The sequence below is a fragment of the Pseudomonas sp. GW531-T4 genome (assembly GCF_017349615.1).
GTDB classification, from domain to species: domain Bacteria; phylum Pseudomonadota; class Gammaproteobacteria; order Pseudomonadales; family Pseudomonadaceae; genus Aquipseudomonas; species Aquipseudomonas chlororaphis_I.
In genome coordinates this window covers 141,359-157,634 of the sequence record NZ_JACMZT010000003.1, presented here as the reverse complement: position 1 = coordinate 157,634, position 16,276 = coordinate 141,359, and the positions used below count along the sequence as shown (strand labels likewise).

Genomic DNA, 16,276 nt, shown 5'->3' with positions numbered 1-16,276 from the left:
GCGCCTGCTGAATGCAGGCGCCATGCTTTGGCAACTGACCCAGATGTTGTGGGTTGGTGGTGTGTGGTTATTGCATGTCGGCTTATTGCCGGTGCTGGGCCAGATTGGCCTGGCGCCGCTGCTGATCGAAGAGATCGGCAATGTGCTGAGTGCGCTGCTGGTTGGTTTTTCAGCGGTATGCATCGTTCTTCAGATGCTGGTATTGGTACGTGCTGAAGGGCTGGCGAGCCTGTGGCGGGATATGCGAGGGCAGTTGCTGTTGATGGCGCTATGTGCGTGCACGATGTATTTCGTGGTGCGCTTCGGGCTGTCGGATGTCGAGCGCTGGCAACTGTTCAGCTATCTTGTCTTGGGTTTTTCCGGCCTGGTGCTGGTATTGCAACCGGTGCCTGGATGGAGTGGCAGGGCGCGCGAAGCACGCCCTTGACCCCTGTCGACGTCAGTGGAAGCGATGGACGTTGGACAGTTGCTTGTTTACCTTGGCGTTCTTGCGATAAATCAACGCCATTTTGCCGATGACCTGCACCAGATCCGCTTTGCCGGCCTTGCACAGTTCTGCAATGGCTTCCAGGCGGGACTCGCGTTCGAGGATGTTGAGCTTGATCTTGATCAGCTCATGATCGCTCAAGGCGCGTTCAAGTTCGGCCAACACACCTTCGGTCAAACCGTTGTCAGCCACAGTCAATACTGGTTTCAGATGGTGGCCAATGGATTTGTACTGTTTCTTCTGCTCTTGAGTGAGCGGCATAATCTGACCCCTGCGTCTGATCTTGTAAAAAGCGGCGGCCAGTTTACCCGAGCGCGTCCGGGACCGCCCAGTTAATCACGACCCGTTTTATTTTTTGAGGTGGCCCGTGGCCCGTTCCAAAACAAGCCATAACTGGCTGAAAGAGCACTTCAACGACCCGTTCGTCAAAATGGCGCAAAAAGATGGGTACCGTTCGCGTGCCAGCTACAAATTGCTGGAAATCCAGGAAAAGGATCGTTTGATCCGGCCGGGCATGAGCGTAATCGACCTGGGCGCGGCGCCAGGAGGCTGGTCGCAGGTGACCAGTCGTCTGATCGGTGGACAGGGGAGGCTGATCGCTTCCGACATCCTGGAAATGGACAGCATCCCTGATGTCACCTTTATTCAGGGCGACTTCACCGAAGACGCAGTGTTGGCTCAAATCCTCGAGGCAGTCGGAAATTCCCAGGTGGACCTTGTGATTTCCGATATGGCCCCCAATATGAGTGGTACGCCTGCCGTAGATATGCCGCGGGCGATGTTTCTGTGCGAGTTGGCACTTGATTTGGCGGGGCGGGTTCTTCGTCCCGGTGGTGACTTCCTGATAAAGATTTTCCAGGGAGAAGGTTTCGACGAATACCACAAGAACGTTCGCAAGATGTTCGACAAGGTAGTGATGCGCAAACCGAGTTCTTCCCGTGATCGTTCTCGCGAGCAATATCTGCTGGGACGTGGCTTTCGCGGGCGTATCGAGTAAAGGTTGGTTTTGACCGGGTTGATAGTTTTTTCGTATTTCGCCCCGGGGGCTTAAGCGAATATTGTGTAATCTGGGTTTCACAAAGGGTTACAGACAGCGCCTGCCAGAGCTGTAGGTAATGTAGTAAGTTAGGTCGGTGAATATCATGCGAAGCGCGCGCCAGCAGCGGAGCTTGCTTCAGAGGGTAGTTAATTGAACGATATGGCAAAGAATCTGATCCTGTGGTTGATCATCGCGGCTGTCCTGGTGACGGTGATGAACAACTTCTCCAGCCCTAACGAGCCGCAGACCCTCAACTATTCCGACTTTATCCAGCAAGTTAAGGATGGCAAGGTCGAGCGCGTAGCCGTTGATGGTTATGTGATTACCGGCAAGCGCAACGATGGCGATAGCTTCAAGACTATTCGTCCCGCGATTCAGGACAACGGCCTGATCGGTGACCTGGTGGATAACCATGTGGTCGTCGAAGGCAAGCAGCCTGAGCAGCAAAGCATCTGGACCCAATTGCTGGTCGCCAGCTTCCCGATTCTGGTGATCATCGCCGTCTTCATGTTCTTCATGCGGCAGATGCAGGGCGGTGCCGGTGGCAAGGGCGGGCCGATGAGCTTTGGCAAGAGCAAGGCGCGCCTGTTGTCCGAAGACCAGGTGAAAACTACCCTGGCGGATGTCGCGGGTTGCGACGAGGCCAAGGAAGAAGTGGGCGAGCTGGTTGAATTCCTCCGCGATCCAGGCAAGTTCCAGCGTCTGGGTGGCCGTATTCCTCGTGGCGTGCTGATGGTTGGCCCGCCGGGTACCGGTAAGACCTTGCTGGCCAAGGCTATCGCCGGTGAAGCCAAGGTTCCGTTCTTCACCATTTCCGGTTCCGACTTCGTCGAAATGTTCGTTGGTGTAGGTGCCAGCCGCGTTCGCGATATGTTCGAGCAGGCCAAGAAACATGCTCCGTGCATCATCTTCATCGACGAAATCGATGCTGTCGGTCGCCATCGTGGTGCCGGCATGGGTGGTGGTCATGATGAGCGCGAGCAGACTCTCAACCAGTTGCTGGTCGAGATGGATGGCTTTGAAATGAACGACGGCATCATTGTCATTGCCGCCACCAACCGTCCTGATGTACTGGACCCGGCGTTGCTGCGCCCTGGTCGCTTCGACCGTCAGGTCGTGGTCGGTCTGCCGGATATTCGTGGTCGTGAGCAGATCCTGAAAGTTCACATGCGTAAAGTGCCAATGGGTGAGGATGTCGCCCCGGCGGTGATCGCTCGTGGTACACCTGGCTTCTCTGGTGCTGACCTGGCCAACCTGGTGAACGAGGCGTCGCTCTTCGCTGCCCGTAGCGGCAAGCGCATCGTCGAGATGAAAGAGTTCGAGCTGGCAAAAGACAAGATCATGATGGGCGCGGAGCGCAAGTCCATGGTCATGTCCGAGAAGGAAAAGCAGAACACTGCTTATCACGAAGCTGGCCATGCCATCGTCGGTCGCGTAGTGCCTGAGCACGATCCGGTCTACAAGGTTTCGATCATCCCGCGCGGTCGGGCTCTGGGCGTGACCATGTTCCTGCCGGAAGAGGATCGCTACAGCCTGTCCAAGCGAGCGCTGATCAGTCAGATCTGCTCGCTGTACGGCGGTCGTATCGCTGAAGAAATGACATTGGGCTTTGACGGTGTAACTACCGGTGCTTCCAACGACATCATGCGCGCCAGTCAGATTGCACGGAACATGGTGACCAAATGGGGGCTGTCCGAAAAGCTGGGCCCGTTGATGTACGCCGAAGAAGAGGGCGAGGTCTTTCTGGGGCGCAGTGCTGGCAGCCAGCATGCAAGCCTGTCTGCGGAAACCGCCAAGCTGATCGACTCCGAAGTTCGTAGCATCATCGACCAGTGCTATGGCACCGCTAAGCAGATCCTCACGGATAACCGCGACAAGCTGGATGCGATGGCCGATGCCTTGATGAAGTATGAAACCATCGATGCCGAGCAGATCGACGACATCATGGCTGGTCGTACCCCTCGCGAGCCTCGCGATTGGGAGGGTGGTTCGGGTACCACGCCTCCGGTGGTGCAGAATGAACGTCCAGAAACACCGATCGGCGGCCCGGCTGCTGACCACTAAGGTTTGAAATGACTTCTATGTCGTCCTCGACCCGGTTGCCTTGCGGCAACCGGGTTCTTGATTTGGCCCATACGCATGTCATGGGCATTCTGAATGTAACTCCCGATTCCTTTTCCGATGGTGGCCGCTTCAGCCAGCTGGATGCTGCCTTGCGCCATGCCGAGGGCATGATGCAGGCGGGCGCGACGCTCATTGATGTGGGGGGCGAGTCCACTCGTCCTGGTGCGCGGGCGGTATCGCCGCTTGAAGAGTTGGAGCGCGTAGCGCCTATCGTCGAGCGCATCCATCGTGAACTGGATGTCATTATTTCGGTCGATACCTCCACGCCTGCGGTCATGCGCGAAACTGCGCGCCTAGGTGCGGGGTTGATCAATGATGTCCGTTCGTTGCGACGGGATGGCGCACTGGATGCGGCGGCGGCCACAGGCTTACCGGTTTGCCTCATGCATATGCTCGGTGAGCCAGGCGATATGCAGGACAATCCGCAGTATCGGGATGTAACCAAGGAAGTGGGTGAGTTCCTGGCTGAGCGTATGGCTCAGTGTGCTGCAGTGGGTATTGGGCCGGAACGGATCATTCTGGATCCAGGTTTTGGTTTCGCGAAGACCCTGCAGCACAACCTGAGCCTGTTCAAGCATATGGACGCCCTGCATGCCCTTGGTCGACCTCTGCTGGTCGGGGTTTCACGAAAGAGCATGATAGGTCAGGCATTGAACCGTCCTGTCGGAGAGCGCCTGTATGGCGGGTTGGCTCTTGCCGCTCTGGCAATGTCTAAAGGCGCAAAGATCCTGCGGGTCCATGATGTGGCCGAGACGCTGGATGTCGTGCGGATGATTACAGCTGTGGAATCAGCCGAATAAGAATGATGGAGCACTTATGAGCAAGAAATACTTTGGCACCGACGGCATTCGCGGTCGTGTGGGTGTGTACCCTATTACTCCCGATTTCATGCTCAAGCTGGGCTGGGCCGCGGGTATGGCTTTCCGCAGCATGGGCGCCTGCCGCGTGTTGGTGGGCAAAGACACACGCATTTCCGGTTACATGTTCGAGTCTGCGCTTGAGGCGGGCCTGTCCGCTGCCGGTGCGGATGTGATGCTGCTGGGCCCGATGCCCACCCCTGCTATCGCCTACCTGACCCGCACTTTCCATGCCGAGGCGGGGATCGTGATCAGTGCGTCGCATAATCCTCACGATGACAACGGCATCAAGTTCTTCTCGGGTGAGGGTACCAAGCTCCCGGATGAAGTCGAGCTGATGATCGAGGAGTTGCTGGATGCGCCGATGACCGTGGTGGAGTCGAGCAAGCTGGGCAAGGTCTCCCGCATCAATGACGCCTCGGGCCGTTATATCGAGTTTTGTAAGAGCAGCGTTCCATCCAGTACCAGCTTTGCTGGGCTGAAGATCGTGGTCGATTGTGCTCATGGCGCAACCTACAAGGTAGCGCCAAGCGTTTTCCGTGAATTGGGTGCCGAGGTGGTGGTGCTCTCTGCGCAGCCTAACGGCCTGAACATCAACGACAATTGCGGCTCCACTCATATGGGGCAATTGCAGGCTGCGGTATTGGCCGAGCACGCCGATCTGGGTATCGCCTTTGATGGTGATGGCGACCGGGTACTGATGGTCGACCATACAGGTGCCATCGTCGACGGCGACGAACTGTTGTTTATCATCGCTCGGGACCTGCACGCGCGTAACAAGCTGCAGGGTGGCGTGGTCGGTACCTTGATGAGCAATCTGGGTCTCGAGCTGGCCTTGGCTGACCTGGGGATCCCATTCGTGCGTGCCAACGTTGGTGACCGCTATGTCATTGCCGAGCTGCTTGAGCGCCAATGGCTGGTAGGTGGTGAAAACTCCGGCCATATCGTGTGCTTCCAGCATACCACCACGGGCGATGCGATCATTGCCGCCCTACAGGTGTTGATGGCGCTGAAACGACGTGATGAAGGGCTGGCGCAGTCGCGTCAGGCGCTGCGCAAGTGCCCGCAGATCCTGGTCAATGTGCGCTTTGGTGGCGGAGCCAATCCCGTCGAACATCCGGCTGTGAAAGAGGCCTGCGCGCGCGTCACTACCGCGATGGCTGGGCGTGGCCGGGTGTTGCTGCGCAAGTCGGGCACCGAGCCTTTGGTTCGCGTCATGGTTGAAGGCGACGATGAAGCCCAGGTCCGTGGCTATGCTGACGAGCTGGCAAAACTGGTTGCGGAAGTTTCTGCCTGATTTCGGCTTGCCAGTGTTGATGCGGTTGGGTAACATCTGCGCCCACTTTGACCGACGAGGTACAGCATGCGTCGCCCTATGGTAGCTGGTAACTGGAAAATGCACGGTACCCGCGCCAGCGTCGCTGAGCTGATCAATGGCCTGCGTCATCTGGCCTTGCCTGGCGGTGTTGATGTCGCGGTATTCCCGCCTTGCTTGTATATCAATCAAGTGATTGATGGCTTGAAAGGCAAGTCGATTTCGGTCGGCGCGCAGAACTCTGCGGTGGAGCCCATGCAAGGTGCGCTGACAGGAGAAATTGCTCCGAGTCAGCTGGTGGATGCAGGTTGTTCCCTGGTGCTGGTTGGGCACTCCGAGCGTCGCCTGATGATGGGTGAGCGTGACGGTACGCTGAATCGCAAATTCGCAGCGGCACAGGCTTGTGGTTTGACACCGGTCTTGTGCGTAGGGGAGACCCTCGAGCAGCGCGAGGCCGGGAAGACTCTTGAGGTTGTCGGGCGTCAACTGGGCAGCATCATCGAAGAGTTGGGTGTTGGTGCGTTTGCCAATGCCGTTATCGCTTACGAGCCGGTCTGGGCCATTGGTACCGGGCTGACTGCTTCGCCGCAACAGGCTCAGGATGTGCACGCAGCCATTCGGGCGCAGTTGGCGGCAGAGAATTCTGAAGTGGCACGAGGTGTGCGGCTTCTATACGGCGGCAGCGTGAAGGCGGCCAATGCGGTCGAACTGTTCGGCATGCCGGATATCGATGGGGGGCTCATTGGTGGAGCTTCCCTGAATGCAGATGAGTTCGGTGCGATCTGTCGCGCCGCGGGAAACTGAAAAAATGCTGGAAACAGTCGTAGTCGTTTTTCATCTGCTGGGTGCGCTGGGCGTAGTAGCTCTGGTATTGCTGCAGCAGGGTAAAGGTGCGGACGCTGGCGCGTCTTTCGGAGCAGGTGCTTCAAATACTGTGTTCGGAAGCCAAGGTTCCTCTACCTTTCTTAGTAAGTTTACTGCTATACTTGCCGCAGGTTTTTTCATAACCAGCTTGGGGTTAGGTTACTTTGCTAAAGAGAAAGCTCACGAGCTGACTCAAGTAGGTTTGCCAGATCCAGCGGTGCTTGAAGTGCCAAAGCAAAAACCGGCTTCTGATGATGTCCCGGTGCTCCAAGAGCAAAAGTCGGCAACCAATGCGACTGACGTACCTCCAGCTCAAGAGCAGAAGTAAGAAGAGTTTCACGCAGTAACGTAGTCTATGCCGAGGTGGTGGAATTGGTAGACACGCAACCTTGAGGTGGTTGTGCCCATAGGGTGTAGGGGTTCGAGTCCCCTTCTCGGTACCAATTATCAGGAGAGCCCGCTGTTGCGGGCTTTCTTGTAGGTGGAAGGTTACATTGACCCAAAAAGGGATCGGTCGTATACTTCCGCCCCAGCTTTGTCGCGGGGTGGAGCAGTCTGGTAGCTCGTCGGGCTCATAACCCGAAGGTCGTCGGTTCAAATCCGGCCCCCGCAACCAGTTTTAGCGGAGCCCCTTTTCAGGGGCTTTTTGTTAGCTGGACACTTTATAACGCCGCTATTCAACGGCGTTTCCGGGATGGGCGCTTCGCCCATTTTTTATTTGCACAAGCATGCACGAGGGGGTTCAGGTGTCGAGCAAGCTAGAACAGTTGCAGGCCTTGTTGGCCCCGGTGGTCGTGGCCCTTGGCTATGAATGCTGGGGTATCGAGTTTTCGGCTCAAGGTCGCCACTCACTGTTGCGCGTTTATATCGATAAAGAAGGCGGTGTGCTGGTGGACGACTGTGCCATCGTCAGCCGTCAGATCAGCGGCGTTCTGGATGTCGAAGATCCGATCTCCGTTGAATACACCCTTGAAGTTTCCTCTCCTGGCATGGAACGCCCGCTGTTCACCCTTGAACAGTTTGCCAAGTATGTCGGTGAACAAGTGAAGATCAAGCTGCGCTCGCCTTTTGAAGGTCGGCGTAATTTTCAGGGCCTTCTCCGCGGGGTGGAGGAGCAGGACGTCGTGGTGCAGGTGGAAGACCATGAGTTCCTGTTGCCGATCGACATGATCGACAAGGCCCACATAATTCCCAGTTTTGACTGAGACGCGGATCCCGCGGATCCAATGGCTTGCGAAAGGCGAGGCGTACGATGAGCAAAGAAGTACTGCTGGTTGTTGAGTCGGTATCCAATGAAAAGGGTGTACCGGCAAGCGTAATTTTTGAAGCGCTGGAGCTGGCTCTGGCCACTGCTACCAAAAAGCGTTTCGAGGACGAAGTCGATCTGCGTGTGGAAATCAATCGCCACACCGGTGCTTACGAGACTTTCCGTCGCTGGACGGTAGTCGAGGAAGCCGATCTGGACGATCCGGCCGTGGAAACCTGGCCGAGCAAGGTCCAGGAAACCCATCCGGGCGCCAAAGTCGGTGATGTCGTCGAAGAAAAGATCGAATCGATCGAGTTCGGCCGCATTGCTGCGCAGACCGCCAAACAGGTCATCGTGCAGAAAGTCCGCGAAGCCGAGCGCGCTCAAGTCGTTGACGCTTATCGCGAGCGCCTGGGTGAAATCATCTCCGGCACCGTGAAAAAAGTGACCCGCGACAACGTGATCGTCGACCTGGGTAACAACGCCGAAGCGCTGTTGGCCCGTGAAGACATCATCTCCCGCGAGACTTTCCGGGTTGGCGTGCGTCTTCGCGCGCTGCTCAAGGAAATCCGCACCGAGAACCGCGGCCCGCAGCTGATCCTGTCGCGTACCGCGCCGGAAATGCTGATCGAGCTGTTCCGGATCGAAGTGCCGGAAATCGCCGAGGGCCTGATCGAAGTCATGGCCGCTTCCCGTGATCCGGGTTCGCGCGCCAAGATCGCGGTCCGTTCCAAAGACAAGCGCATTGACCCTCAGGGTGCGTGCATTGGCATGCGCGGTTCGCGCGTCCAGGCCGTTTCCGGTGAGTTGGGCGGTGAGCGTGTGGATATCGTCCTGTGGGACGACAACCCGGCGCAGTTCGTGATCAACGCCATGTCGCCGGCCGAAGTCGCGGCAATTATCGTCGACGAAGATGCCCATGCCATGGACATCGCCGTTGGCGCAGACAATCTGGCTCAGGCCATCGGTCGCGGTGGTCAGAACGTGCGTCTGGCCAGCCAATTGACTGGCTGGACCCTGAACGTGATGACCGAATCGGACATCCAGGCTAAGCAGCAAGCTGAAACCGGCGACATCCTGCGCAACTTCATCGAAGAGCTGGAAGTCGATGAAGAGCTGGCACAGGTGCTGGTTGATGAAGGCTTCACCAGCCTGGAAGAGATTGCCTACGTACCGTTGGAAGAAATGCTCAACATCGACGGCTTTGACGAAGACATCGTCAACGAGCTTCGCGCTCGTGCCAAGGATCGCTTGTTGACTAAAGCCATCGCTACTGAGGAAAAGCTGGCAGACGCCCATCCGGCCGAAGACCTGCTCTCGCTTGAGGGTATGGACAAGGATTTGGCGATGGAACTGGCGGTGCGCGGCGTAATTACCCGCGAAGACCTGGCCGAGCAGTCTATTGACGACCTGCTCGACATCGACGGCATTGACGATGATCGTGCCGGCAAGTTGATCATGGCCGCCCGAGCCCATTGGTTCGAGTAATAGGCGCGGCCTGAGGAGAGAAGTGCATGACGCAAGTCACGGTGAAACAACTGGCCGATGAGGTCAAAACACCGGTAGAGCGCCTGTTGCAGCAGATGCGTGAGGCAGGTCTGCCGCACACCGCCGCCGAGGAACATGTGACCGACAGTGAGAAGCAATCGTTGCTGACTCACTTGAAGAGCAGCCACAAGGCGAAAGTGGAAGAACCGCGCAAGATCACTTTGCAGCGTAAAACCACCAGCACCCTGCGTGTTGCCGGCAGCAAAAGTATCAGCGTTGAAGTACGCAAGAAGAAAGTCTTCGTACAACGCAGCCCGGAAGAAATCGAAGCCGAGCGCCAGCGTGAACTGGAAGAACGTCGCGCAGTAGAAAATGCTGCACGTCAGAAGGCTGAAGAAGAAGCCAAGCGTCGCGCCGAAGAAGAAGCGCGTCGCCAGCCTGCTGCTGCGCAACCTGCTGCCGTTGAAGCGGTCGCTGCACCTGCAGTGGTTGCCGAGCCGATTGTTGAAGACGTCCCTGTTGTCGCTCCAGCGCCGGTCGCTGAAGTACGCAAGAAGGACGAGCAGCGTCGTCCGGACAAGAGCCGTAACGACGACAACCGTCGTGGTGGCGATGGCGAGCGTAAAAACGCTCCGCATCGTGCTTCCGTCAAGGAAAAGGCTCCGGCTCCACGCGTTGCCCCACGTACTACCGACGAAGAAAGCGATGGCTTCCGTCGTGGTGGTCGCGGCAAGGCCAAGCTGAAGAAGCGTAACGCTCACGGCTTCCAGAGCCCGACTGGCCCTGTCATTCGTGAAGTGAAGATCGGCGAAACCATCACTGTTGGCGATCTCGCCCAGCAGATGTCGGTCAAGGCTGCCGAAATCATCAAGTTCATGTTCAAGCTGGGCACCCCGGCCACCATCAACCAGGTACTGGACCAGGAAACTGCCCAGCTGGTTGCTGAAGAGCTGGGCCACAAAGTGACCCTGATCAGCGACACCGCCCTGGAAGATTCCCTGGCCGAGTCCCTGAAGTTCGAAGGTGAAGCGGTTCCTCGTGCGCCGGTAGTGACCGTAATGGGTCACGTTGACCACGGTAAGACCTCGCTGCTCGATTACATCCGTCGTGCCAAGGTCGCAGCTGGCGAAGCCGGCGGCATCACCCAGCACATCGGTGCGTACCACGTTGAAACCGAACGCGGCATGGTCACCTTCCTCGACACCCCGGGTCACGCCGCGTTTACCGCCATGCGTGCTCGTGGTGCCAAGGCGACCGACATCGTGATCCTGGTGGTTGCAGCGGACGACGGCGTGATGCCGCAGACCGTTGAAGCCGTTCAGCACGCCCAGGCGGCTGGTGTGCCTCTGGTAGTCGCGGTGAACAAGATCGACAAGCCGGGTGCCGACCTCGATCGCATCCGTAGCGAATTGTCGGTTCACGGCGTGACTTCCGAAGACTGGGGTGGCGACACTCCATTCGTTCCGGTTTCCGCGAAGATGGGTACCGGCGTCGACGAATTGCTCGAAGCCGTACTGCTGCAGGCCGAAGTGCTCGAACTGACCGCCACGCCTTCGGCTCCTGGCCGTGGCGTCGTGGTTGAATCGCGTCTCGACAAGGGCCGTGGCCCGGTGGCGACTGTACTGGTTCAGGACGGTACCCTGCGTCAAGGCGACATGGTGCTGGTCGGCTCGAACTATGGCCGCGTGCGCGCCATGCTCGACGAGAACGGCAAGCCGATCAAGGAAGCCGGTCCGGCCATTCCGGTCGAGATCCTCGGCCTGGACGGTACCCCGGACGCTGGCGACGAGATGAGCGTGGTTGCCGACGAGAAGAAAGCCCGTGAAGTGGCTCTGTTCCGTCAAGGCAAGTTCCGCGAAGTCAAACTGGCTCGCGCTCACGCCGGCAAGCTGGAAAACATCTTCGAAAGCATGGGCCAGGAAGAGAAGAAGACGCTCAACATCGTCCTCAAATCCGACGTCCGTGGTTCGCTGGAAGCTCTGCAAGGCGCTCTGAACGGCCTGGGCAACGACGAAGTGCAAGTGCGCGTAGTCGGCGGCGGCGTCGGTGGTATCACCGAAAGCGACGCCAACCTGGCCCTGGCTTCCAACGCTGTACTGTTCGGCTTCAACGTGCGTGCCGATGCCGGCGCTCGCAAGATCGTCGAGCAGGAAGGTCTGGATATGCGTTACTACAACGTGATCTACGACATCATCGAAGACGTCAAGAAAGCCCTGACCGGTATGTTGGGCAGCGACGTTCGGGAGAACATCCTGGGTGTTGCCGAGGTTCGTGACGTGTTCCGTTCGCCGAAGTTTGGCGCGATCGCCGGTTGCATGGTGATCGAGGGTGTCGTTCACCGTAACCGTCCAATCCGTGTACTGCGTGAAGACATCGTTATCTTCGAAGGCGAGCTGGAATCCCTGCGCCGCTTCAAGGATGACGCTTCCGAAGTACGTGCCGGCATGGAATGCGGTATCGGCGTGAAGAGCTACAACGACGTCAAAGTCGGCGACAAGATCGAAGTCTTCGAGAAGGTTCAGGTTGCTCGCAGCCTCTAACTCGCGCACTTCAAGAGCCATGATGGCCAGCTGCATGCAAATGCACGGCGCATCGTCCGGACTCTAAACGCAACGCCCGGTCTGGCTTCTGTCAGGCCGGGCGTTTGCCGCTTTCAGACCTTGCGGGTTTCACCGCCAGGCAGCAACAGGTAACAAGACATGGCAAAAGAATACAGCCGTACCCAACGTATCGGCGACCAGATGCAGCGTGAGCTCGCTCAGCTGATCCGTCGTGAAGTCAAAGATCCGCGCGTCGGCCTGGTCACCATCACCGCCGTTGAAGTCAGCCGTGACGTCGGTCACGCCAAGATCTTCATCACCGTGATGGGCCAGGACAACGCTGACGATATCGCCCAGAGCATCAAGGTGCTCAACTCGGCCGCCGGCTTCCTGCGCATGCAGCTGGCTCGCGAGATGAAGTTGCGCAGCGTTCCACAGCTGCACTTCCACTACGACAAAAGCGTCGTGCGTGGCGCGCATCTGTCGGCCCTGATCGAGCGCGCCGTGGCCGAAGACAGCCAGCACGCCGCTGAACCCGAAGACGCCAAGGAGTAAGCGGTGGCTCAGGTCAAGCGTATCCGTCGTAACGTCAGCGGTATCATCCTGCTCGACAAGCCGCTGGGGTTCACCTCCAACGCGGCGCTGCAGAAAGTCCGCTGGTTGCTCAATGCCGAAAAGGCCGGGCACACCGGCAGCCTCGATCCCCTGGCCACCGGCGTGTTGCCGTTGTGCTTTGGCGAGGCGACCAAGTTCTCGCAATACCTGCTCGATTCCGACAAGGGGTACGAAACCCTGATGCAGTTGGGCAAGACCACCACCACGGCCGATGCCGAGGGTGAAGTCCTGCAGACTCGCGAAGTGACCGTTGGTCGCGCCGATATTGAAGCGGTGTTGCCGGAATTTCGCGGGCAAATCAGCCAGATACCGCCGATGTACTCGGCCCTCAAGCGTGATGGCCAGCCACTTTACAAGCTGGCCCGTGCAGGCGAAGTGGTGGAGCGCGAGGCGCGTTCTGTTACTATTGCGCGCTTGGAATTGCTGGCCTTTGAAGGCGATACTGCGCGGCTAGCGGTGGACTGCAGCAAAGGCACCTATATCCGGACCCTGGTGGAAGATATCGGTGAGAAGCTGGGTTGTGGTGCTTACGTCGCGGAACTGCGTCGCACCCAGGCCGGTCCTTTCAGTCTGGCCCAGACCGTCACGCTGGAAGAGCTTGAGGCGGTACATGCCGAAGGCGGCAACGAAGCGGTGGATCGCTTCCTGATGCCATCGGACAGCGGCCTGTTGGATTGGCCACTGCTGCAGTTCTCCGAGCACAGCGCGTTCTACTGGCTCAACGGCCAGCCGGTACGCGCTCCCGATGCACCGAAGTTCGGCATGGTGCGGGTACAGGATCACAACGGTCGCTTTATCGGTATCGGTGAAGTGAGCGAAGACGGGCGCATCGCGCCGCGTCGACTGATTCGGTCGGAATGACCGGAAACCAGCCTGTGTAACAGCAGGCTGGAGAGGGTGGCTGTTAACAGGCACGGTCACAGCTCATTTATAGATACAGGGATTTGTCCCTGGCCTGTTGGTGGCGTTCCTTGGAACGTTGCCTTTTGAGAGGAAAGCCAAATGGCACTCAGCGTTGAAGAAAAAGCTCAAATCGTAACCGACTACCAGCAAGCTGTTGGTGACACTGGTTCGCCAGAAGTGCAAGTTGCACTGCTGACCGCCAACATCAACAAACTGCAAGGTCACTTCAAGGCCAACGGTAAAGACCACCACTCCCGTCGTGGTCTGATCCGCATGGTTAACCAGCGTCGTAAGCTGCTGGACTACCTGAAAGGCAAAGACCTGAGCCGCTACAGCGCTCTGATCGGTCGCCTGGGTCTGCGTCGCTAATCAGCGATTGCGCTAGAGGTTGGTTGTTTGCCGTGCGTCAGTGGGTTTCCCGCAGGCGCATGGCAGGCTCCCAGCCTCAAGTTTTATCTGGACAGTAGTTTTACCTGGACAATAAAGGCCGGGCCGATTCCCGGGATTGCCCAAGAATTTCGCAAGAAACCAGTTCCCCCAAGAGCCACAAAGAAGGTAGGACACCGTGAACCCGGTAATCAAAAAATTCCAGTTCGGTCAGTCGACCGTTACCCTCGAGACTGGCCGTATCGCCCGTCAGGCCTCCGGCGCAGTATTGGTCACCGTTGACGACGACGTCAGCGTATTGGTGACCGTGGTTGGCGCCAAGCAAGCCGATCCAGGCAAGGGTTTCTTCCCTCTGTCTGTTCACTACCAGGAAAAGACTTACGCTGCCGGTAAGATCCCTGGCGGTTTCTTCAAGCGTGAAGGCCGTCCTTCCGAGAAAGAAACCCTGACCTCGCGTCTGATCGACCGTCCGATCCGCCCTCTGTTCCCAGAAGGCTTCATGAACGAAGTGCAGGTTGTCTGCACCGTGGTTTCCACCAGCAAGAAGACCGATCCGGACATCGCTGCGATGATCGGTACCTCGGCTGCGCTGGCCATCTCCGGCATTCCTTTCGACGGTCCGATCGGCGCTGCCCGCGTTGCGTTCCACGAAAGCACCGGCTACCTGCTGAACCCGACTTACGAGCAGCTTCAGGCATCTAGTCTGGACATGGTCGTAGCCGGTACCGAAGAAGCGGTACTGATGGTTGAATCGGAAGCCAAAGAGCTGACCGAAGACCAGATGCTGGGCGCCGTACTGTTCGCCCACGACGAATTCCAGGCTGTTATCCAGGCCGTCAAAGAGCTGGCTGCCGAAGCCGCCAAGCCAACCTGGGACTGGGCTCCTGCTCCAGAAGCCACCGACCTGCTGGGCGCTATCCGCTCCGAGTTCGGCGAAGCGATCTCCCAGGCCTACACCATCACCGTCAAGGCCGACCGTTATGCTCGCCTGGGCGAGTTGAAAGATCAGGTCGTCGCCAAGCTGTCCGGCGAAGAAGGCCAGCCTTCCGCTGCCGACGTCAAAGCCGCTTTCGGTGAAATCGAATACCGCACCGTTCGCGAAAACATCGTCAACGGCAAGCCACGTATCGACGGTCGCGACACCCGCACCGTACGTCCGCTGAACATCGAAGTCGGCGTTCTGCCGAAGACCCACGGTTCGGCGCTGTTCACCCGTGGCGAGACTCAGGCCCTGGTCGTCGCGACCCTGGGTACCGCCCGTGACGCACAGCTGCTGGACACCCTGGAAGGCGAGAAAAAAGACCCCTTCATGCTGCACTACAACTTTCCTCCGTTCTCGGTGGGCGAGTGTGGTCGCATGGGTGGCGCTGGTCGTCGTGAAATCGGTCACGGCCGTCTGGCCCGTCGTTCGGTTCAGGCCATGCTGCCAGCCGCCGACGTGTTCCCTTACACCATCCGCGTAGTATCGGAAATCACCGAGTCCAACGGTTCCAGCTCCATGGCTTCCGTTTGCGGTGCTTCCCTGGCGTTGATGGACGCTGGTGTGCCGATGAAGGCGCCGGTTGCCGGTATCGCCATGGGCCTGGTTAAAGAAGGCGAGAAATTCGCCGTCCTGACCGACATCCTGGGTGACGAAGACCACCTGGGCGACATGGACTTCAAGGTAGCAGGTACCGCCAAAGGCGTCACCGCGCTGCAGATGGACATCAAGATCAAAGGCATCACCGAAGAAATCATGGAGATCGCCCTGGGCCAGGCCCTGGAAGCTCGCCTGAACATCCTCGGCCAGATGAACCAGATCATTGGCCAGTCGCGTACCGAGCTGTCGGCCAACGCTCCGACCATGATCGCGATGAAGATCGACACCGACAAAATCCGTGATGTCATCGGTAAAGGCGGCGCGACCATCCGTGCGATCTGCGAAGAGACCAAGGCTTCGATCGACATCGAAGACGACGGCTCGATCAAGATCTTCGGCGAAACCAAGGAAGCCGCAGAAGCCGCGCGTCAGCGCGTTCTGGGCATCACCGCGGAAGCCGAGATCGGCAAGATCTACGTTGGTAAGGTTGAGCGCATCGTCGACTTCGGCGCATTCGTCAACATCCTGCCTGGCAAGGACGGTCTGGTTCACATCTCCATGCTGAGCGATGCTCGCGTCGAGAAAGTGACCGACATCCTGAAAGAAGGTCAGGAAGTGGAAGTGCTGGTACTGGACGTGGACAACCGCGGCCGTATCAAGCTGTCCATCAAAGACGTAGCAGCAGCCAAGGCTTCGGGCGTTTAAGGCTCCCGTCGTTGTAAGCTGAACAAGCAAACGCCCCGACTGGTTCGGGGCGTTTTGCTATCTGCCGTTTGTACCTTGCTCCCTGCCGGGCAGGCGATATGGCAAAACCCCGGCCTCGGTGCTAGGT

Annotated in this window: 15 protein-coding genes and 2 tRNA genes; 16 read left to right on the top strand and 1 reads right to left on the bottom strand. The window is 58.2% G+C overall.

Annotated elements, in window-relative coordinates; all coding sequences use genetic code 11:
• Positions 1-22: 22 nt before the first annotated feature.
• Complete coding sequence (locus J4D28_RS03600) at positions 23-427, top strand: hypothetical protein (protein WP_016701662.1); 405 nt, start codon at positions 23-25, stop codon at positions 425-427.
• Positions 428-439: 12 nt separating this feature from the next.
• Here J4D28_RS03600 and J4D28_RS03595 read toward each other — a convergent pair whose 3' ends face one another.
• The gene (locus J4D28_RS03595; RefSeq protein ID WP_007920867.1) at positions 440-748 is read right to left on the bottom strand and encodes a YhbY family RNA-binding protein; all 309 of its coding nucleotides are present in this window, start codon (positions 746-748) and stop codon (positions 440-442) included.
• Between the two features lie 106 nt (positions 749-854).
• Here J4D28_RS03595 and rlmE point away from each other — a divergent pair, with 106 nt between their 5' ends.
• The 15 genes from rlmE to pnp all read left to right on the top strand — a co-directional run bounded on the left by rlmE (position 855) and on the right by pnp (position 16,149).
• The gene (gene rlmE / locus J4D28_RS03590) at positions 855-1,484 is read left to right on the top strand and encodes a 23S rRNA (uridine(2552)-2'-O)-methyltransferase RlmE (protein WP_007920869.1); all 630 of its coding nucleotides are present in this window, start codon (positions 855-857) and stop codon (positions 1,482-1,484) included.
• A gap of 201 nt (positions 1,485-1,685) precedes the next feature.
• Positions 1,686-3,590, top strand: coding sequence for an ATP-dependent zinc metalloprotease FtsH (gene ftsH / locus J4D28_RS03585; protein ID WP_009046930.1), 1,905 nt, complete (start codon positions 1,686-1,688; stop codon positions 3,588-3,590).
• 8 nt (positions 3,591-3,598) lie between these two features.
• Positions 3,599-4,450 (top strand): dihydropteroate synthase, encoded by an 852-nt coding sequence (gene folP, locus J4D28_RS03580; RefSeq protein WP_009046931.1) that lies wholly within the window; start codon positions 3,599-3,601, stop codon positions 4,448-4,450.
• 16 nt (positions 4,451-4,466) lie between these two features.
• Complete coding sequence (gene glmM, locus J4D28_RS03575) at positions 4,467-5,804, top strand: phosphoglucosamine mutase (protein ID WP_009046932.1); 1,338 nt, start codon at positions 4,467-4,469, stop codon at positions 5,802-5,804.
• A 66-nt stretch (positions 5,805-5,870) separates the two neighbouring features.
• Positions 5,871-6,626, top strand: a complete 756-nt coding sequence (tpiA, locus tag J4D28_RS03570; protein WP_009046933.1) for a triose-phosphate isomerase — start codon at positions 5,871-5,873, stop codon at positions 6,624-6,626.
• A 4-nt stretch (positions 6,627-6,630) separates the two neighbouring features.
• Entirely contained in the window at positions 6,631-7,014 is a 384-nt protein-coding gene (gene secG, locus J4D28_RS03565; RefSeq protein WP_103330589.1) for a preprotein translocase subunit SecG, read from the top strand.
• Positions 7,015-7,043: 29 nt separating this feature from the next.
• Positions 7,044-7,129, top strand: a tRNA-Leu gene (locus tag J4D28_RS03560).
• A gap of 96 nt (positions 7,130-7,225) precedes the next feature.
• A tRNA-Met gene (locus J4D28_RS03555) sits at positions 7,226-7,302 on the top strand.
• Positions 7,303-7,432: 130 nt separating this feature from the next.
• Entirely contained in the window at positions 7,433-7,891 is a 459-nt protein-coding gene (gene rimP, locus J4D28_RS03550) for a ribosome maturation factor RimP (protein ID WP_007920877.1), read from the top strand.
• Positions 7,892-7,938: 47 nt separating this feature from the next.
• The gene (gene nusA / locus J4D28_RS03545) at positions 7,939-9,420 is read left to right on the top strand and encodes a transcription termination factor NusA (RefSeq protein WP_009046934.1); all 1,482 of its coding nucleotides are present in this window, start codon (positions 7,939-7,941) and stop codon (positions 9,418-9,420) included.
• A 26-nt stretch (positions 9,421-9,446) separates the two neighbouring features.
• Positions 9,447-11,960 (top strand): translation initiation factor IF-2, encoded by a 2,514-nt coding sequence (gene infB / locus J4D28_RS03540; RefSeq protein ID WP_009046935.1) that lies wholly within the window; start codon positions 9,447-9,449, stop codon positions 11,958-11,960.
• 159 nt (positions 11,961-12,119) lie between these two features.
• Entirely contained in the window at positions 12,120-12,515 is a 396-nt protein-coding gene (gene rbfA, locus J4D28_RS03535) for a 30S ribosome-binding factor RbfA (RefSeq protein ID WP_103330586.1), read from the top strand.
• 3 nt (positions 12,516-12,518) lie between these two features.
• Positions 12,519-13,436, top strand: a complete 918-nt coding sequence (gene truB, locus J4D28_RS03530) for a tRNA pseudouridine(55) synthase TruB (protein WP_007920884.1) — start codon at positions 12,519-12,521, stop codon at positions 13,434-13,436.
• A 141-nt stretch (positions 13,437-13,577) separates the two neighbouring features.
• Positions 13,578-13,847, top strand: coding sequence for a 30S ribosomal protein S15 (gene rpsO, locus J4D28_RS03525; protein WP_009042128.1), 270 nt, complete (start codon positions 13,578-13,580; stop codon positions 13,845-13,847).
• Between the two features lie 196 nt (positions 13,848-14,043).
• Positions 14,044-16,149 (top strand): polyribonucleotide nucleotidyltransferase, encoded by a 2,106-nt coding sequence (gene pnp, locus J4D28_RS03520; protein WP_016701665.1) that lies wholly within the window; start codon positions 14,044-14,046, stop codon positions 16,147-16,149.
• The last annotated feature ends 127 nt before the right edge of the window (positions 16,150-16,276 follow it).